The 18,690-nt window shown below is 68.4% G+C and carries 16 protein-coding genes; 2 read left to right on the top strand and 14 right to left on the bottom strand.

Going from position 1 to position 18,690, the window contains the following annotated elements; translation table 11 throughout:
• Nucleotides 1–198: 198 nt before the first annotated feature.
• The 13 genes from E3O50_RS00180 to E3O50_RS00240 all read right to left on the bottom strand — a co-directional run bounded on the left by E3O50_RS00180 (nucleotide 199) and on the right by E3O50_RS00240 (nucleotide 15,506).
• Complete coding sequence (locus tag E3O50_RS00180; RefSeq protein ID WP_134558350.1) at nucleotides 199–1,350, bottom strand: FtsQ-type POTRA domain-containing protein; 1,152 nt, start codon at nucleotides 1,348–1,350, stop codon at nucleotides 199–201.
• A gap of 9 nt (nucleotides 1,351–1,359) precedes the next feature.
• The gene (gene murC / locus E3O50_RS00185) at nucleotides 1,360–2,766 is read right to left on the bottom strand and encodes a UDP-N-acetylmuramate--L-alanine ligase (protein WP_134446094.1); all 1,407 of its coding nucleotides are present in this window, start codon (nucleotides 2,764–2,766) and stop codon (nucleotides 1,360–1,362) included.
• 63 nt (nucleotides 2,767–2,829) lie between these two features.
• Entirely contained in the window at nucleotides 2,830–3,945 is a 1,116-nt protein-coding gene (locus E3O50_RS00190) for a UDP-N-acetylglucosamine--N-acetylmuramyl-(pentapeptide) pyrophosphoryl-undecaprenol N-acetylglucosamine transferase (protein ID WP_134558349.1), read from the bottom strand.
• Nucleotides 3,942–5,225, bottom strand: a complete 1,284-nt coding sequence (gene ftsW / locus E3O50_RS00195; protein ID WP_134446096.1) for a putative lipid II flippase FtsW — start codon at nucleotides 5,223–5,225, stop codon at nucleotides 3,942–3,944. The genes E3O50_RS00190 and ftsW overlap by 4 nt, the downstream gene beginning before the upstream one ends.
• The gene (murD, locus tag E3O50_RS00200; protein WP_134558367.1) at nucleotides 5,194–6,738 is read right to left on the bottom strand and encodes a UDP-N-acetylmuramoyl-L-alanine--D-glutamate ligase; all 1,545 of its coding nucleotides are present in this window, start codon (nucleotides 6,736–6,738) and stop codon (nucleotides 5,194–5,196) included. The genes ftsW and murD overlap by 32 nt, the downstream gene beginning before the upstream one ends.
• A 2-nt stretch (nucleotides 6,739–6,740) precedes the next feature.
• On the bottom strand, nucleotides 6,741–7,832 hold the full coding sequence (gene mraY, locus E3O50_RS00205) for a phospho-N-acetylmuramoyl-pentapeptide-transferase (RefSeq protein WP_134446097.1): 1,092 nt from the start codon (nucleotides 7,830–7,832) through the stop codon (nucleotides 6,741–6,743).
• Nucleotides 7,829–9,292 carry a UDP-N-acetylmuramoyl-tripeptide--D-alanyl-D-alanine ligase gene (gene murF / locus E3O50_RS00210; protein ID WP_134558348.1) on the bottom strand — a complete coding sequence of 488 codons (1,464 nt, stop codon included), beginning with the start codon at nucleotides 9,290–9,292 and terminating at the stop codon, nucleotides 7,829–7,831. Before murF ends, mraY begins: the two co-directional genes overlap by 4 nt.
• Nucleotides 9,293–10,774 (bottom strand): UDP-N-acetylmuramoyl-L-alanyl-D-glutamate--2,6-diaminopimelate ligase, encoded by a 1,482-nt coding sequence (locus E3O50_RS00215; protein WP_174774577.1) that lies wholly within the window; start codon nucleotides 10,772–10,774, stop codon nucleotides 9,293–9,295. It abuts the gene before it with no gap.
• Nucleotides 10,775–10,850: 76 nt separating this feature from the next.
• A complete protein-coding gene (locus tag E3O50_RS00220) occupies nucleotides 10,851–12,638 on the bottom strand; it encodes a penicillin-binding protein 2 (protein ID WP_241975250.1) in 1,788 nt (595 codons plus the stop codon).
• A gap of 65 nt (nucleotides 12,639–12,703) precedes the next feature.
• Nucleotides 12,704–13,357, bottom strand: coding sequence for a hypothetical protein (locus E3O50_RS00225; RefSeq protein ID WP_134446100.1), 654 nt, complete (start codon nucleotides 13,355–13,357; stop codon nucleotides 12,704–12,706).
• Nucleotides 13,354–14,307 (bottom strand): 16S rRNA (cytosine(1402)-N(4))-methyltransferase RsmH, encoded by a 954-nt coding sequence (gene rsmH / locus E3O50_RS00230; RefSeq protein WP_134446133.1) that lies wholly within the window; start codon nucleotides 14,305–14,307, stop codon nucleotides 13,354–13,356. Before rsmH ends, E3O50_RS00225 begins: the two co-directional genes overlap by 4 nt.
• 98 nt (nucleotides 14,308–14,405) lie before the next feature.
• Nucleotides 14,406–14,837, bottom strand: a complete 432-nt coding sequence (gene mraZ, locus E3O50_RS00235) for a division/cell wall cluster transcriptional repressor MraZ (RefSeq protein WP_134446101.1) — start codon at nucleotides 14,835–14,837, stop codon at nucleotides 14,406–14,408.
• A gap of 258 nt (nucleotides 14,838–15,095) precedes the next feature.
• Nucleotides 15,096–15,506 (bottom strand): DUF3040 domain-containing protein, encoded by a 411-nt coding sequence (locus E3O50_RS00240; protein WP_134446102.1) that lies wholly within the window; start codon nucleotides 15,504–15,506, stop codon nucleotides 15,096–15,098.
• 178 nt (nucleotides 15,507–15,684) lie between these two features.
• On the opposite strand from E3O50_RS00240, the gene E3O50_RS00245 reads away from it, so the two are divergent.
• Nucleotides 15,685–16,665, top strand: coding sequence for a polyprenyl synthetase family protein (locus tag E3O50_RS00245; protein WP_347233257.1), 981 nt, complete (start codon nucleotides 15,685–15,687; stop codon nucleotides 16,663–16,665).
• 90 nt (nucleotides 16,666–16,755) lie between these two features.
• On the opposite strand, the gene E3O50_RS00250 is transcribed toward E3O50_RS00245, so the two are convergent.
• On the bottom strand, nucleotides 16,756–17,097 hold the full coding sequence (locus E3O50_RS00250) for an Rv2175c family DNA-binding protein (RefSeq protein WP_134446104.1): 342 nt from the start codon (nucleotides 17,095–17,097) through the stop codon (nucleotides 16,756–16,758).
• A gap of 237 nt (nucleotides 17,098–17,334) precedes the next feature.
• On the opposite strand from E3O50_RS00250, the gene E3O50_RS00255 reads away from it, so the two are divergent.
• Nucleotides 17,335–18,651, top strand: a complete 1,317-nt coding sequence (locus E3O50_RS00255; RefSeq protein ID WP_241975249.1) for a LysM peptidoglycan-binding domain-containing protein — start codon at nucleotides 17,335–17,337, stop codon at nucleotides 18,649–18,651.
• The last annotated feature ends 39 nt before the right edge of the window (nucleotides 18,652–18,690 follow it).

Here is an 18,690-nt window from a genome sequence, read left to right on the forward strand (position 1 = left end):
GGCCTCCGGTGGAACCCTAAACCTCTGGTCGAAGTTTAAAGTTATGCTGAGTATGCAATTCCTGATTTCGAAGGTAAGCGCCACGCATCCCCCTCCGGGGAGGCGCGCCCGCGTGTCGCGAACAACCCCGGAAAAATCACCGTGCGGATTACGCGTGGCGGGACGACTCGGTTCCCCGGCCGGCGGATGGCCCGCGGATCAGCGGAGGACGGCGCTGTCCGGAGAAGAGACGTCGTATTCCTTGACGGTGCCGACGGGGTGGCTCACGATGAGCGCGGCGAGCACGACGGCCTTGTACTCCGATCGCTCCGCACTCCCCCACACCACCCGGGCCCCACCGGTCAGGACCAGGGTCACGTCGTCGGTGGTCGCCGCCGTGACCGTGTCGAGCTGCTGGCGGACGGCATCCGGGACGGCGGCGATGACGGCCGTCGCGGCCTGGAACCCGGCGCTGCCGACGCCGGCCCGCGCGTCGATCACGGGATAGTCGGCCAGGCGTGCAGGGCCGTTCTGGATCACGACGCCCGCGGCATCGACGAGGTTGAACCCGCCGGGGACGACGACCGTGCCGACGGGCGTCCGTTCGACGATCCGCACCACGAGGGTGTCCGGTGGCCTGCTCTCGGTCACGTAGCTCTGGATCAATGGGAACGTACCGAGGTCCTCGCGAATCCGCGCGAAGTCCACGAGGGGCAGCGGGGTGCCGAGCTGGTCGCCGAGCGCGGCGGTGACCTGGTCGGCGGAGATCCGGCTGGTCCCGACGACCTCGATCGTGCGGAGCGCCATCAGCGGCGAGTACGTCCCGATGAGAACGAACCCGAGGAGAGCGGCCACGGTACCGAGCGCGACGAGCCAGGCCGTGCGGCGGCGGCGCGAGCGCCAGGTGAAGCGGCGCACCTCCTCGCGTTCGTAACGCTTGCGCGCACGTCGGGCGGCGCGGAACTTGCGCCGGGCCGTTGCGGGGGTCAGCGCGGGCTCTGCGTCCTCCCCTGCCGTACCGGCGGTCTCCGTCTTTGCGTCAGACGCCCGCCCCTTCGGCGGCCGTGCGCCCGGTGACCGCGCCGGCACCGTCGTGATCGGCTCGGTGACGGGTTCGGCCTGCTGCGCTCCTGACGAGTGCAGAGGCGAGACGGAGGCGAGGTGCGGCTGCTCTGGCCGGCGTTTCGGGACCGTGATGGGTTCGGTGCTGGTGCCGTCGGTCGTTCCCCGGCCGCCGGCGGGAGTCGCGGTGTCCGCGGGGCGGCGCGACGAACGCTTCGTGCCCCGGCCGCCGGGTGTGGCAGCGCTGGGCGCGGCGCCGTCCCTGGTGGGCGGCTGCTCCGGCCGGTCGAAGCCCTCTGGTCGCCTCATTCCCCCGTGCTATCCCTGGGCCTGGACGCGGTCGCCGAGCGATTCGAGCAGCTGGGGGACGATCCGGTAGACGTCACCGCAGCCGAGTGTGACGACGAAGTCGCCGGGTCTGGCGATGCGCGCAACGTAGTCGGCGGCCTCCTGCCAGTCGGGCACGTAGGCGACTTTGGATGCGTCGTGGAACTTTCCGGAGACCAGGGCGCCGGTCACGCCGGGCTCGGGATCCTCGCGGGCGCCGTAGACGCCGAGCACGACCGTCTGGTCAGCGGTGCGTTCGAGGGTGTCCGCGAACTCCTGCGCGAAGAGGCGGGTGCGGCTGTACAGGTGCGGCTGGTGCACGGCGATGATGCGCCCGGTCCCGACGACGGTCCGTGCCGCGGTGAGCGCGGCCGCGACCTCCGTCGGGTGGTGGGCGTAGTCGTCGTAGACACTGACGCCGTTCACGGTGCCGTGCAGTTCGAAGCGGCGCTGGGTGCCTCCGAAGGTGGCAATGGCCGCGAGCGACGCTGCGGGGTCGCAGCCGAGTCCGACGAGCACGGCGAAGGCGCCTGCCGCGTTGATCGCGTTGTGCCTGCCGGGGATCCGCAGGGTCGCTGAGTAGTCCTGGCCCGCATACGAGACGGAGAAGCTCACGGGACCATCCGTCACGACGGAGTGCACGCGCACGGTCGCGTCGGCGGCCTCGCCGAAGGTGACGACCTTCTGGCCGGTGAGGCTCCGGGTGACCCGGACCGCGCCGGGGTCGTCTGCGGAGATCACGACGAGCTCGGTGGCTGCGTGGGAGAACTGCACGAAGGCGGCCTCGAAAGCTTCGAGGGACCCGTAGTGGTCGAGGTGGTCCGGATCGACGTTCGTCACGAGCGCGATGGCCGTGTTGTACAGCAGGAAGGACCCGTCGGATTCGTCGGCCTCGACAACGAACAGGTCATCGGTTCCCGCGCCCGCCGAGACGCCGAGGGACTCGATCACTCCGCCGTTGACGAAGCTCGGGTGCTTGCCGATGCCGAGCAGGCCCGTGACGATCATCCCGGTCGACGTGGTCTTGCCGTGTGCGCCGGCGACGGAGACGAGGCGGTGCTTCTGGATCAGCCAGGCGAGCGCCTGGGCCCGGTGCAGCACCGGGAGGCCGCGCTCGAGGGCGAGGACGTACTCGGGGTTGTCCTGCCAGAGCGCCCCGGTGACGACGAGGGAATCGGCATCCCCGACATTCTCCGCGGCGTGGCCGATGCTGATCCGCGCTCCGAGCTCGCGCAGGGCGAGCACGTTCGCCGACTCGCGCACGTCGGAGCCGGTCACGGTGTGGCCGGCCGCAAGGAAGAGCCGCGCGATGCCGCTCATTCCGGAACCGCCGATGCCGACGAAATGTACCGTTCCCAGGTCCGCAGGAATGACGAGGTTCAGGTCGGGCTTGATCACGTGGTGCCGCTCTTCTCAGTGTCGAATCTCAGTGTCGAAATCGGGTGTGGTGCGGCCTCTACGTTACGCGTCGGCGCCAGGGATTGCCGGATTGACGCCGCCGTGTGGGTGGCCGAGGGCATCGCTGACGAGGTCCGCCATCCGCTCGGCGCCGTCGCGGCCTCCGACGGATGCCGCGAGCTCCCCCATCCTGCGCACGCGCGGCCGGTCGGTGAGGAGCGGCACGAGCTCGTCAGCGACCCAGGCGGGCAGGAAGGCCGCGTCGTCGACGATGATCCCGCCACCCGCGGCGACGACGGAGGCCGCGTTGAAGCGCTGTTCCCCGTTTCCGACCGGGTAGGGCACGTAGACGGCGGGGATGCCGAGCGCGCTGAGCTCGCAGACCGTCCCGGCCCCTGCCCGGGAGACGGCGAAGTCCGCGCTCGCGAGGGCGAGGTCCATCCGGTCGCAGTACTCGATCATCCGGTAGTGGTCGATGGCCGGGTCGGAGACCTCGGATTTCTGCCCGGTGATGTGCAGCACCTGCCAGCCGGCCGCGACCAGCGCCGATGCTGACTGCACGGCCGTGCCGTTGAGGCGCCGCGCGCCGAGGGACCCGCCCGTGACGAGGAGGGTCGGCCGGCCGGGGTCGAGGTCGAAGAAGCGCAGCGCCTCCGCCCGGACGCCGGGGCGGTCGAGGTTCTGGATCTCCGGCCGCAGCGGCATTCCCACGACCCGGCCGTGGCGGATCCGGGTTCCGGGGAACACGACGCCGACGCGCGTGGTCAGCCAGGCCCCGAGGCGGTTCGCGAGTCCCGCGCGGAAGTTCGCCTCGTGGATGGCGATCGGGATGCCCGCCCGGCGGGCCGCGAGGTAGGCCGGCGTCGAGACGTAGCCGCCGAAGCCCACGACGACGTCGACCTTCCTGGCGCGGAGCACGGCGGCGAGGTCGCTGACGGCGCGGTTGAACCGGGGCAGGAAGAGCACGGCGGCGCGGTTCGGGCGGCGCGGGAACGGCAGCCGTGGCACGAAGATCAGCTCGTAGCCGCGTGCGGGTACCAGGCGGGCCTCGAGGCCTTCCCTGGTGCCGAGCACGATCATGACCGCGTCGGGTTCGCGCGCGCGGATCGCATCGGCGACCGCGAGCAGGGGGTTGACATGGCCGGCGGTCCCGCCGCCGGCCATGAGGTACGTGGTCACTCGGACACCCGTCTCGGTCCGGGCCGTGCCGCCGGGTGCTCGGTTCCGCCGGGGGTGCGCCCGGCCGGATCGGGGTGCGCGCGGGCGAAGGACAGCACGATGCCGATCGCGATCAGGGTCGAGAGCAGGGCTGTGCCGCCCGCGGAGACGAGCGGAAGCGGAACGCCGAGGACGGGGAAGACGCCGAGGACGACACCGATATTGACGAGCGCCTGGCCGATGACCCAGACCATCACGGCGGCCGTCGACACGCGCGCCTGCACGCTCGTGCTCGAGCGCATGATCCGCAGGAAGGCGAACGCGAGCAGGATGAACATGCCGAGCACGACGATGGCGCCGATCAGGCCCAGCTCCTCGCCGATGATCGCGAAGATGTAGTCGTTGTCCGCAGCGGGCAGCCAGGACCATTTGGCCTTGGAGTTGCCGAGTCCGACGCCGAAGATCCCGCCGTTGGCGAGTGCCCAGGTGCCGTGCAGCGGCTGCCAGCACGCCGCGGAGATCGTTCCGGTGTGGTCGTCGCAGCCGGTGTTCAGGAAGGAGAGGATGCGGGTCATCCGGTTGGAGCTCGAGACGGCGACGAGCACGCCCGCGACCGTGCCGACCAGGAGCGGGAGCGCGAGCATCCGCAGCCGGACGCCCGCGAAGAAGAGCGCGCCGAAGAGGATTCCGGCCATGATGATGACGGTTCCGAGGTCGCCGCCGATCAGTACGAGCATGATCGATCCGCCGCCGACGCCGAACACGGGAATGTAGACGTGGCGCCAGTCGTCGAGCAGGTCCTGCTTCTGGGAGAGGATCATGCCGAGCCAGATGACGAGCGCGAGCTTGATCGCCTCGGACGGCTGGAACTGGACCCCGCCGAGGGACAGCCAGTTCGTGTTCCCTGCGACGGTGATGCCGAGCGGGGTGAAGACGACGAGGCACTGCAGCAGGCACGCGATGATCAGGGTCGGCCAGGCCACCCGCTGCCAGAACTTGATCGGCATCCGGCTGACGAAGAGCATCAGCGGGACACCCACGGCCGCGAAGCCGCCCTGGCGGAGCACGGTGCCGAAGAAGCCTGCGTTCTCGAGGTAGGAGTCGACCGACGATGAGGACAGCACCATCACGAGGCCGAAGGCGACGAGGAAGAGGGTCGTTCCGAGCAGCAGGAAGTAGCTCGTCGATTCCGCCTTGAACACGCGTCCGAGATGGATGCGGGTGGCGGGGTTGTGCGCCTCGGGCGCCGGCTGGTGGGGGGCTGCGGTCCTAGGCGTTCGAGCCAGGGGCAGTCTCGCCATCCGCCTCACCTCCCAGATAATCGTGAACGGCTTCCGCGAAGAGGCGGCCGCGTGCTGCGTAGTCGGAGAACTGGTCCATCGATGCCGCCGCCGGTGCGAGCAGCACGACGTCACCTGACTCGGCGATGCCTGCCGCGGCAGCGACGGCGTTCGGCATCACCTGTCCAGTGTCAGCGGCATCGATCTCGAATACGGGCAACCCGGGGGCGTGTCGCAGGAATGCCGCCCGCAGGGCGTCCCGATCGACGCCGATGATGACGGCGCCCCGGAGCCGGGGCACGTGGGTGCTGACGAGGTGGTCGATGTCGACGCCCTTGAGCAGGCCGCCGACGAGCCAGACCACGGAGTCGAACGCGGCGAGCGACGCATCCGCTGCGTGCGGGTTCGTGGCCTTCGAGTCGTCGATCCAGCGGATGCCCGCTGCGTCTGCCACGATCTCGATGCGGTGTTCGTCGAGCTGGAAGGTCTCGAGCACGTCATGGATGATCGGTGCGTCGACGTCGAAGGACCGCGCGAGGGCACTCGCGGCGAGGATGTCGGCCACGAGGTGGGCGGCGCCGAGGCCGCGGGCGCGGAGCTCGGGCACGGTGGTCAGTTCGATCGCGGTGTCGAAGCGTTCCTCGAGGAAGGCGCGGTCGCAGAGGATGCCGTCGACGACGCCGAGGTCGCTCGGACCGGGGACGCCGAGGCCGAAGCCGATGGCGCGGGCGCCCTCGCGGACTTCGGCGTCCTCGACCATCGTGCGGGTGGCCTCGTCGTCCTTGTTGTAGACGCACGCGATCTTGGTGTTGGCGTAGACGGTGGCTTTTGCCTCGCGGTAGGCGGCAGCGGAGCCGTGCCAGTCGAGGTGGTCGTCCGCGATGTTCAGGCAGACGCTCGCCCACGGCACGAGGGCGCCCGGCCCGGTGCGTGGCAGGTGGTGCAGCTGGTAGCTCGAGAGTTCGACGACGAGCACGTCCCAGCCGAGCGGGTCGCGGACGGCGTCGAGGACGGGCACGCCGATGTTGCCGCAGGGGGCGACCCGGTGGCCTGCTGCGGCGAGGATCGTCGCGGTCAGCTGCACGGTCGTGGTCTTGCCGTTGGTGCCCGTGACGAGGATCCACTCTGCCGGGGCGCCGACCTTGTCGCGCAGGCGCCAGGCCAGTTCGATGTCGCCCCAGACGGGGATTCCGGCTGCAGCGGCCCAGAGCAGCAGCGGGTGGTCGGGGTGGAAGCCGGGGCTGACGACGAGGAGTTCCGGACGGTGGGCGGCGAGTTCAGCGGGGACTTCGCTCAGGTCGGCCTGGACGAGCCCGGCGCCGATCACGCCGAGGAGCCTGGCCCGGTCGTCCGGGGCGTTACCGGCGACGACGAGGACGTCCGCGCCGAGTTCGGCGAGGGTGTCCGCCGCGGCGAAGCCGGTCACGCCAAGGCCGAGGACGGCGACCCGGAGCCCGGTCCAGTCGGCGTGCCAGCTGATGAGGCCGTCGAGGCGGCGATGGCCAGAGTGCGTGTCGTATGGGTTGTTGCTCATCATCATGCGGTCAGCCATTCGAGGTAGAACGAGCCGACGCCCGCCGCGACGAGGAGTCCGCCGACGATCCAGAACCTGACGACGACGGTGACCTCTGCCCAGCCCTTGAGCTCGAAGTGGTGGTGGATCGGGCTCATCAGGAAGATCCGTTTGCCCCGGGTGACCTTGAAGTACGCCCTCTGGACGATCACGGAGCCGGCTTCGATCACGAACAGGCCGCCGAGGAGCACGAGCAGGAGCTCGGTGCGGCTGAGGATCGCGAGTGCGGCCAGCGCCCCGCCGATGGCGAGGGACCCGGTGTCGCCGAGGAAGATCTTGGCGGGTGAGGTGTTCCACCACAGGAAGCCGATCAGGCCGCCGACGATCGCTGCGGCGACGATGGCGAGGTCGAGGGGGTCGCGCACGTTGTAGGAACGGTAGAGGTCGCCGATGTCCGCTCCCCCGTACCTGGCCTGGTTGGACTGCCAGAAGCCGATCACGATGTACGCCCCGATGGCGAGGATCGATGACCCGGTCGCGAGCCCGTCGAGGCCGTCCGTCACGTTCACTCCGTTGGAGGTCGCCGCGACGAGGAAGCAGATCCAGACGATGAACAGGGCGATCCCGACGATGGTCCCGAGCTTCATGAAGTCGAGGGGCAGGTCGCGCAACAGTGAGATCTTGGTGGATGCCGGGGTGAGGCCGTGCCTGTTCGGGAACTGCAGCGCCAGAACGGCGAAGACGCCGGCGACGAGCACCTGCCCGCTGATCTTCTGCCAGCCGCCGAGGCCGAGGCTGCGCTGGTTCCGGGTCTTGATGAAGTCGTCGAGGAATCCGACGAGCCCGAGTCCGACCATCATGAACAGCACGAGCAACGGGGACGCCGTGATCGGGGTGCCCGTGAGCCACATCGCAAGGAAGTAGCTGATCAGGGTGCCGAGGATGATGACGATGCCACCCATGGTCGCGGTGCCGCGCTTGGCGTGGTGGCTCTTCGGGCCGTCATCGCGAATGAACTGTCCCCAGCCGAGCTTGTGGAAGAGCCGGATGAACAGCGGGGTCAGGGACAACGTGAAGACGAGCGACATCGCGCCGGACATCAGCAGGGCTCTCATGAGAAGAACTCCCCGAGGCGGTCGCCGAGGAACCTGAGGCCCGCGGAGTTCGACGACTTCACGAGCACCGTGTCACCGGGGCGGATGGTCGCGGTGAGGAGCGCGAAGGCGTCGTCCTGGTCGTCGACGAAGAGCGATTCCCCGTCCCAGGACCCCTCGTTGATCGTGCTGATGTGCATCCGGCGGGCGGCGGGTCCCACCACGACGAGCTGGGAGATGTTGAGTCGCACGGCGAGCAGTCCGATGCGGTCGTGCTCGTCCCCGGAGAATTCGCCGAGTTCGCTCATTTCGCCGAGGACTGCGACGGTGCGTTCTCCCGGCCGCCGGATCTGGGCGAGGGTCTTGAGGGCCGCCGTCATCGAATCGGGGCTCGCGTTGTACGCATCGTTGATGACCGTGACCCCGTCACGCCCGCCGAGCACCTGCATCCGCCAGCGTTCGGCCGTGACGACGGATTCGAGTGCCGCGACGATGTCGTCGATGCCGACCCCGAGCACCTCTGCTGTGGCCGCAGCGGCGAGGGCGTTCATCACGTGGTGCTCTCCGAGTACCTGGAAGGTCACCGGGCGGGTGTCGCCGCCCGCGAGGTGCAGGGTGAACGTCGTTCCGCTGCTCGAGACCTCGATCCCGGTCGCGTGCACGCCGGAGAAGTCCGTTCCGTCCGGTGCGCGCGAGGTGCCGGTGGCGTCCTGGCCGAACCAGACCACCCTGGCGCGGGTGTGTGCCCGCATTCCGGCGACGCGGGGGTCGTCGGCGTTCAGCACGGCGACATCCGTTGCGAGGAGGTCGGTGACCATTTCGGTCTTGGCCGCCAGGGTCGCTTCGATTCCGCCGAATTCGCCGGCGTGGGCGAGGCCGACCTTGAGGACGATCCCCACGTCCGGACGGACCATCCGGATCAGCCTGGCGATCTCGCCGATGCCGCTCGCGCCCATTTCGGCGACGAGGAACCGGGTGTCGAAGTCGACGGCGAGCATCGTGATCGGCGCGCCCACCTCGTTGTTGAAGGAGGCGCGGGCGGCGACGGTCGGGCCGACGCGTTCGAGGATGGCGCGCAGCAGGTTCTTGGTGGTCGTCTTGCCGTTGGACCCGGTCACGCCGATCACCCGGAGCCGACCCTCCGCGCGGACGCGGGCCACGACGAAGGTGGCGAGGTCGCCGAGGGCGACCACCGCGTCTGCGACGATGATCTGGGCGACGGGGAGGTCGAGCGCGCGCTCGACGATGAGGAGCGCGGCGCCGTTGTCGATCGCGGCAGGAGCGAAGAGGTGACCATCGGTGGTCTCCCCCGGCTTCGCGACGAAGATGCCGCCGGGGCGGATCTCACGCGAGTCGGTGTCGACGGCACCGGAGACGACGGTCGCCGGCGTCGTCGGCGAGCCGTCGGCGTTCAGGGCTCCGTCGAGGTGCAGGGCGCCGTTGACGGCGCCGGCGATCTCGGAGAGGGAGAGGGCGATCATCTACTGCCACCCCGCTTCGCGCAGCGCGAGCCGGGAATCGTCGCGGGCGGAATAGGGGATCTTGACGCCGTTCACTTCGTGATAGTTCTCGTGGCCGGGGCCCGCGTAGAGGATCGAGTCGCCCTCGACCGCGAGGCCGAGCGCGGTGCGGAAGGCGGTGCGCGGGTCGGCGACCTCGTAGAGCTCCACGTCGGGGACGGCCTCTCGGGCGCCGGCGATCAGGGCGGCCCTGATCGAGGCCGGGTCCTCGTAGCGGGGGTGGAAGTCGGTGATGACGACGACGTCTGCGCCCCTGGCTGCGATGGCACCCATGGCCGCGCGCTTGGTGGTGTCGCGGTCGCCGTCGGCGCCGAAGACCATGAACAGTCGCCCCGGCGTGAAGGTGCGGATGGCCGCGAGGGTGTTGAGGAAGGCGTCCGGGCTGTGACCGTAGTCGATGTAGACGAGCGGTCCGCGGTCGCCGGAGATGCGCTCGGTGCGCCCCGGGATGTATACGTCGATGCCGCCGTCGCGGGCGAGGGTGTGATTGATGGCATCGAGGTCGTAGCCGGATTCGACGAGCATCAGGATGGCCAGTGCGGCGTTCGCGGCCATGAACCAGCCGATCAGCGGAACACGGGTCTGCAGGCGGCGGCCCTCCGGCCCCTCGAGCAGGAACTCCGTGTAGAGGGCGTCCTCCGACACGATCGAGAGGTGCCAGTCGGCGTCGACCTCTGGATGGATGCTGAGGGTCGTCACCGGGATGCGGCACTCTGCGACGATCCGCTGGCCCCATTCGGAGTCCACGGTGATGACGCCGCGCCGGGACCGGTCGGGCTGGAAGAGTTCGAGTTTGGCCTGGAAGTACTCGTCGAGGCTGGCGTAGTCGTCGAGGTGGTCGTGGCTGAGGTTGGTGAACCCTGCGACATCGAAGACGAGCCCGTCGACACGGTGCCTGCTGAGGGCCTGCGCGGAGACCTCGATCGCGACGGCGCGCACTTCGGCTTCGCGCATCCTGGCGAGAAGGGCATGCAGTTCGGTGGCCTCCGGGGTGGTGAGCGAGCTCACGACGGCGAGGTCGCCGATGCGGCGTTCCGCGGTCGAGGTGAGGCCTGTGACGACGCCGAGCTGGTTCAGGATGGCGACGAGGAGGTAGACGACGCTCGTCTTGCCATTCGTTCCGGTCACTGCGAAGAGCGTTGCCGGGTTCTCGTCGGTCCGGTAGATCCAGGCGGCGACCGCGCCGAGAGCGGCGCGCGCGTCCGGGGTGACGAGGATCGGCAGGCCGCTTCCGGCGGCGACGAGCGCACCGGCCTCATCGGTCAGGATGGCGACGGCTCCGGCCTCCCTGGCGTCGTCGGCGAAGCTCGCGCCGTGGAAGGCTCGCCCGGGAACGCCGACGTACAGGTCGCCCGGCTGGACGGAACGGGAGGAGATACTCACGCCGGAGACTTCGAGACCCTCGATGTCGCCGCGCAGGAAAAGTTCGAATTCATCAACCATGCCCGACAACGACCGCGCAACCGGGTGCTGAGGACGGAGAGCCGATGGTGCCAACTCGGTCACGGGGCTCGCTTTCTTACCAGGTACCGGGAAGGGCAGGCGCTGGAGCGCCCGATGGAACTGCCCGGTACTTCTTCAGCACCTGGCTCATGACCTCCTGGAAGATCGGAGCGGGCGCTGCAGACGAATTCAGTTTAACAGGATCGGCGAGACTGACCGAAACGACGTACTCCGGATCGTCTGCGGGAGCGAACCCGGAAACCGACACAAGGTACCCGTGGGTGTACCCGCCGTGGCCGTCCGGCATCTGGGCCGTTCCGGTCTTCGAGGCGACCCGGTAGCCGGGAATGTTCCAGACCTTGGACAGCCAGGCCTTCTGGTACACCATCTCAAGCATGTCCGAGGTGTCGTGCGCGGCCGATGCCGAGACGACCTGGGTTCCCGCTGCTGCCGGCACATTCGTCATGGTGCCGTCCGCCTGGCGGCAGCCGGCGACGAGCTGGACGGGCAACCGGACGCCCTTGTTCGCAATGGTCTGGTAGATGCTCGCGATCTGGAGCGCCGTCGTGGTCAGGCCCTGGCCGAACATGGTGGCGTACTTGGTCTGGGGGTCCCATTCGTCGTAGGGATGCAGGATTCCGGAGTCTTCGGCGGGGAACCCCGCCTCCGTCGCAGTGCCGAGGCCGAACTTGGTCATGTAGTCATAGCGCTGCTTGTCGGTCAGCAGTTCGCCGAACTTGGACATGCCGGTGTTCGAGGATTCGATCAGCACGCCGGTGAGGGTGAGGTGCAGGTCGGCGTGACCGGAACTGTCGTTGATGTTCGCGCCGTTGCCCGGCAGGTATCGATAGGGCGCGACGACCTGGGTATTCACCGTGGCCTTGCCCGCATCGAGAACGGATGCCGCGGTGAGCGCCTTGAAGGTCGACCCCGGTTCGAAGGAGGCCGTGAAAGCGCGCGAGCCGCGGTCATCGGGGTTGGTCGTTCCGTTGACGTTGTTCGGGTCGACACTGGGATAGTCGGCGACCGCGACGAGCTTCCCGGTCTTGACCTCCTGCACCACGACCGTTCCCCACGCCGCGCCGGTGGCCTGGGCCTGCTTGGCCAGGGCCTGCTGGACGAACCACTGCAGGTCGGAGTCGATCGTCGTCACGACATCTCCGCCGTCGACGGCCGCCTTCTCCGTGACGGTGCTCTGCGGCAGCCGGACGCCGTCTGCGCCCTTCTCGTAGGTCTCCGTTCCGTCGGTGCTCGCGAGGCAGGAGTCCTGGCCGATTTCAAGGCCGGCCTGGGCTTCACCCTCTGACGACACGAATCCGACGAGGTTGCCTGCGACCGCACCGTCCGGGTACACCCGGCCGGGCTTCTTCTCGAAGTAGATCCACGGGATCTCGAGCGCGTCGACCGCCCGGAACACCGAGACATCCACTGCCTTGGTCACCATGGCGTAATCCGACGCGGGATTGGCGGCGAGCGACGAAGAGATGATCGCGAGGATCGCGTCTCCGGTCTGACCGGTGATGGCGCCGACCTCCGCAGCGGCCTGGGCGACGGTGACCGTCTGGTCTCCCGCCGCCGTTGTGCGGGTGAACTCGACGGCATTGCGGGGAGACAGCGTGATGTTGTAGCGCATCACCGTCCCGGCGAGTACGACGCCGTTGGCGTCGACGATGTCACCGCGTGAGCCGTAGATGGGCTGCTCGACCGATCGGTTGCCGAGTGAATCGGCGCTGAGGGTGTCGGCACGGACGACCTGGATGTCGACGAGCCTGACCACGAAGAGTGCGACGATCGCGAAGAGGAGAACGACCGTGATCGCGATGCGGCGCTTGCCGCTGCGCGTCGACCTGGCACTGACACCCACAGTTTCGGTTCCTTACTGCGGACGGGGCCGCGGTTGTGGCACCCCGGCTCGTGCGGGAATGCGTTCTAGCGAGTCGTGGGCGTCGGGAGTCCGGCGCCAGGGGCTGGCACGGCGGCGGTTGAGGTTGTCGGGGCGGTCGTGGTGGCTGGTGACGTCGCGGCGCCGGCGACGCTCGCGCCCTGCCCGGTGGCCTGGGCTGGCTGTGTCACCAAAGGTACGCCGGTGAGCAGCGCGTTCGGCACGAGACTCGCCGCACCGGCCTGACTGCCCGTTGCGGAACTCGGGGCGCCGAGCACTGCGGAGTCGGAGAGGCGCAGGTAGACCGGGTTGGAGTTGCTGATCATGCCGATGGCCTCGGCGTTGGCCGCGAGGCTCTGCGGGGAGGAGACCCGGACGAGGTCCTCCGTGACGCTGTCGGCGGTGCGGCTGAGTTCCGTCTGGCTGGCCTGCAGGCGGGACACCTCGTACGCGCCCTGCGAGATTCCGACGCTCAGCAGGAGCTGCGCGACAATGATCACCGCGACCCCGGCGACGGCGGACAGGGCGAAGGCGATCTTGGGTCGTGCCCGGCGCTGGCTGCGCGTTGCGACGATCTCGATGTGGCGAAGCCGCGAGCCTGGCTGGCCTGCCGGAGCGTCCAGCGGTTTCTGGTCGGGGGTGTCGTGCCGGGGGGCACTTTCCCAGTTCGGTCGCAGCACGCGTGCGAGATTGTCGCTCATCCGGCTCTCCTCAGTCGCTCGGCGGCGCGAAGTCTGACCGACGTCGCACGGGGGTTTCTCGCCTTTTCTTCTTCCGAGGCGAGTTCGGCGCCCCGGATCAACTGTGTGAACAGTGGCTTGTGTTCCGGCAGCTCGATGGGCAGGCCGGCGGGGGCGCTCGAGGTGGATGCCCGGGCGAGCGCCTTCTTGACGATCCGGTCCTCGAGCGACTGGTAGGCCTCCACGACGATCCGGCCGTGCACGGCGACGGCATCGAGGGCGGCGGGGATCGCGCGTTCGAGAACGGAGAGTTCCTGGTTGACCTCGATGCGCAGGGCCTGGAAGACCCGCTTCGCCGGGTGTCCGGTGCGCTGGACGACGACGGGGGTGACCTTCGTGAGGATCGCGACGAGCTCGGCCGAGCGGACGAGAGGGGCGGTGGACCGAGCCTCGACGATGGCCTTGGCGTAGCGTGCCGCGAGTTTCTCTTCGCCGTACTCGTGGAAGATCCGGCGCAGTTCGGACTCGCTGTACGTCGCGAGGATGTGCTCCGCCGTCAGGTCGCTCGTGTTGTCCATCCGCATGTCGAGCGGAGCGTCCTTGGAGTACGAGAAACCGCGTTCGACCCGGTCGAGCTGGAGCGAGGAGACTCCGAGGTCGAAGAACACGCCCTGGACCTCTTCGATGCCGAGGGAGTCGAGGGCGTCCTGGATGCCGTCGTAGACGGTGTGCACGAGGTGGATCCGGTCGCGGAACGGCTTGAGGCGCTCCTCGGCGATCGAGAGCGCCTCGAGGTCACGGTCGAGGCCGACGAGGGTGAGTCCTGGGAAGCGGGTCAGGAAGGCCTCGGAGTGCCCGGCCATGCCGAGGGTCGCGTCGACGAGCACGGCGCCGGGCTGGTTCAGGGCCGGCGCGAGGAGCTCGACACAGCGTTCGAGCAGTACGGGGGTATGGATTTCGTCGATGTTCATGGTCCCGGGGAGTAGTTCCTGGATCCTGATCCCCATCCGGCAGTCCTGGCACCGGGGAAGTGTGTCAGGGCGTACGGCTGGGAGTCAGGCGCCAGGTTCTAGAAGAGTCCCGGAATCACCTCCTCCGTGGTGTTGGCGAACGAGGTTTCCTGTTCGGCGAGGTACAGGTCCCAGGCCTCGGTGTCCCAGATCTCGACACGGTCGCCCGCACCGATCACCGTGAGTTCGCGGTCGAGGCCGGCATAGCTGCGGAGGTTGGCGGGGATGGTGACGCGGTTCTGGCTGTCGGGAGTTTCCGCACTGGCTCCGGAGGTGAAGACCCGGAGGAAGTCACGGCCCTGCTTGCTCGTGATCGGGGCCTGCTTGATCTTTTCGTGCAGTTCCTCGAACGCCCGGGTCGTGAAGACGTAGAGGCAGTGCTCCTGGCCGCGGGTCATCACGATGCCGGTGGACAACTGCTCACGGAACTTCGCGGGGAGGATGACGCGTCCCTTGTCGTCGAGCTTGGGGGCATAGGTCCCGAGGAACATTCATCACCCCTTCTCTTCCGGCCAAGTTCAGGTGTTACTCCACTTTACTCCACTTTGGACCACGAAAACGGGAAATGCCACGATCAACGAGTAAATTTCTAGAAAAATACCAGATGAACAGGCTAAGTGATGGGTGGAGGGAAATCCAAGGGCGAGCGGGGTCGAGAGTCGATTTTGGGCACAAAAAAAGGGCCGATCTGTGATCGGCCCTGCTTTTGTGAAGTTTCGGTCGTGCTGTGGAGGATGGGAGCCGAAGGGCTAGTTGCCGTCCTGGCGTCGATCCCAACGGTCATTGAGACGGTCCATGAACCCGCGGCCGGACTTGCCGGAACCCGACGGGCGTGACCCGCTCGTCCCGGACGGTGACGTGCCGGAGGATGAGAAGCCGGAGGACGACAGCCTGCGGGCGGCCTTGCCCGGTGACGTGGCGAGCAATACCCCTGCGAACATGACGACGAAGCCGAGGATTCCGAGCCACAGCTGCTGCACTGCGACTCCGGCGATCAGTCCCCCGATACCGGCGACGACCGCGAGAACGCCGAGGGCGATCGAGCGGTAGTTCGGGCGAAGCGATGAACCGCCAACGGTCGCGACGAAGTCGGAGTCGTTGTGGTAGAGCCCGCGCTCCATCTCTTCAAGGAGTCGCTGCTCTTGTTCCGAAAGCGGCATCTTATTCCTCCTCTGTAGGATCACCGGTGAATCCCAATTCTAGCCCCGCCGCGATAGCTAGGCTAGGCGGGTGGCTGAAAGCAATCAACTGGTCGATCTGGTTCAAACTCGCATCGACGAATTCCTGAAAACCCGTCAACTAATTGTGACTACTGTCAGCCCGGATCTTAGCGCGCTGGTGAACTTCTCACGGCAGTTTCTCAGCGGTGGTAAGCGCTTCCGGGCCCAGTTCTGCCACCAGGGCTGGCAGAGCGTCCCCGGTTCGGACGCACTCGATTCCGCGCCGGTCATCGCGGCGGCCGCCGCCCTCGAAATCTTCCATGCCGCCGCCCTCGTCCACGACGACATCATCGACAATTCGGACACCCGCAGGGGTTCGGCATCCGCCCATAAACTCTTCGAATCCCTGCATGCCACGGGCGGCTGGGCCGGCGCTCCTGTCGAGTTCGGCCGGGCCTCCGCCATCCTTCTCGGGGACCTGCTCCTCGGGTGGAGCGACGAGCTCCTCGACGAGGGCCTCCAGGCCTCCGAAGATCCTGTGGCGGCCAGGCTCGGTCGCCACGAATTCAACCAGATGCGCACGGAGGTGACAGCCGGTCAGTACCTCGACATCCTCGAGGAAAGGGCCTGGCTCGTGCAGCAGGAGGAGGAGTTGCTCGAACGCGCCATGCGGGTCATCGTCTTCAAGTCCGCGAAGTACAGCGTCCAGGCTCCCCTCGTCATCGGGGCGGCACTCGCGGGCGCCGACACGGCCCACCTCGACGCGTTGCGCGCCTTCGGGCTTCCGCTCGGCATCGCATACCAGCTCCGCGACGACCTGCTCGGAGTGTTCGGCGACGCGGCCGTGACGGGCAAACCGAGCGGTGACGACCTGCGGGAGGGCAAGCGCACCGTGCTCATCGCACTCGCCAGGCGCGCGCTCGAACCGGCCGCGCGGGAGTACCTCGACGGACTCCTCGGAGACCCGGGGCTCGACGCGGCCCAGATCCTGTCGCTGCAGGAACTCATCAGGGCCAGCGGAGCCGTCGAGAGCGTCGAGACGCTCATCACGGACCAGGTCGCGGATGCGCGCGGCGCGCTCCACGCCTCTCCGATCGCCCCCGACATGCGGGACCAGCTCGAGAGGCTCGCCGAAACCGTGACACGCCGGTCGTTCTGAGACCGGGGCGAGCCGGGAGCGGGGCGAGCCGAGGGGCTCGCCGTGTGAAGGGGCTCGCCGTGTGAACTGGGCCCGGGGTCGAACCTGTGGCTAGGCGAGCGCCTGGGCGACGCGGCGGACCTCGGCCTTACGACCGGCGAGAAGCGCCTGGATCGGCGGGACACCGAGGCTGTCGTCGACCTCGAGCAGCCACTGCATGGCCTGCTCGTCGGTGAAGCCGTCATCGGCGAGCACGATCAGGGTGCCGCGGAGTTCAGGGAGCGGGGAACCGTCCTTGACGAATGCGGCCGGCACCGAGATCACACCGTTCCGGCGGATCGCGAGGAGCTGCTTGTCATCGATGAGTTGGCGAACCCGGCTTTGACTGGTCCCGAGCAGGGAAACGAGGTCGGGGATGGTCAGCCAGGGTTGATCTGAAAACGAATCGGTCACCCTCCAAGCCTCCCATGATTCCCGGGCCACTTCAAACACCGGATGCCCCGGTGCGCGCTCCGTGCGGCCCGGATGGGGGTCATACCGATTGACTCCGGCAGTCATGTGTGAAAACGTTGAAGGTCGTGGACAAGTTAACGCTCGTGGACACGGTGAAGGTTGTAGCCAGTCTCAAGCTCGGGCGGCGGTTTTCGGCTCGACAGCATCTGAGTGTCAGACCAATCTGAATGGAGCGTCATGTCAGCACAGTCCAACAGGATCGTTCGACCGCCGGCCAGTGGCGAGCTCGTCCCCGCCAGGCCCCGCAAGTCCTCGGCCATCCGTTCCCGCGCGCTCGGCATGTTCGCGGCCCTGCCGCTCGCCGTGGCGTGCACGGTCGCCATCGGTCTCAATCTTGCGTCGCCCGCCGAGGCAGCCTCCCTGAGCCGGAAGCCGCTCAAGAACCCGGCGCAGCTGCCGGCATCCGCTGGGACCAGCGCCCCTGCGCAACGCGTGCAGGCCGAGGCTGCACCGAACCAGTACACGGTCGTCGCCGGCGACACCGTGAGCGGCATCGCGAGCAGGTTCGGGCTCTCGACCGCTGCCGTCCTCGCGAGCAACGGGCTGAGCTGGTCGACGAAGATCTTCCCCGGCCAGCAACTCACCCTCGCCGAGGGTGCCGCCCCGGCAGCGGCCCCTGCCCCCACGCCGGTTGCCAGTGAACTCACGCGCTACACGATCGTGACGGGCGACACCATCAGCGGGATAGCGGCCGCGCACGGCATCGCGGTCGCGGCCGTGCTGAGCGCCAACGGCCTCGACAGGGCGAGTATCATCTTTCCGGGCCAGGCCCTCGTCATTCCCACCGGTTCGGCCCCGGCAGCAGCGGCCCCGGCTGTTGCGCTCGTCAGCGCGACGACCGCCGCGCCCGGCGCGAGTCACACGATCGCAACGGGAGAAACCGTCTCGACGATCGCGGCAGCCGCCGGAGTGTCCATCCGCGCGATCCTGCAGGCGAACAACCTCGGCTGGTCGAGCATCATCTACCCCGGCCAGCAGCTCTCGATCCCCGCGCCCGCGGCGGAATCGGTCGCCGCGGCATCCGTCACCCCGTTGCAGGCGCCCGAACCCGGGCCGGCTCCCACTGCCGTCCTCGGCCAGGTCACGCCGCTCTCCGACGAGATGCGCGCCAACGCCCGGATCATCGTGGCGACCGGCCGTGCGGCCGGCGTGAACGACCAGGGCCTCGTCATCGCCCTCGTCGCCGCCGCCCAGGAATCGGGACTGCGGAACGTCCACTACGGCGACCGGGACTCACTCGGACTCTTCCAGCAGCGCCCCGGCAAGGGGTGGGGGTCGCCGGACCAGGTGATGGACCCGGTCCGGGCGAGCCAGGCGTTCTTCGGGGGCGCCGGGAACCCCAACCCCGGGGTCACCAGGGGGCTGCTCGACATTCCCGGCTGGGACGGACTCTCCGTCACCCAGGCGGCGCAGGCCGTGCAGCTCTCCGCCTTCCCCGACTACTACGCGAAGTGGGAGACCTCTGCCCGTTCCTGGCTCTCCGAACTCGGCTGATCAGCCGTGCCGTGCGAGTGTCCAGCAGCGGATCTGCCC

Origin of the sequence: Cryobacterium sp. MDB1-18-1, from assembly GCF_004402735.1 — a bacterium.
GTDB classification, from domain to species: domain Bacteria; phylum Actinomycetota; class Actinomycetes; order Actinomycetales; family Microbacteriaceae; genus Cryobacterium; species Cryobacterium glucosi.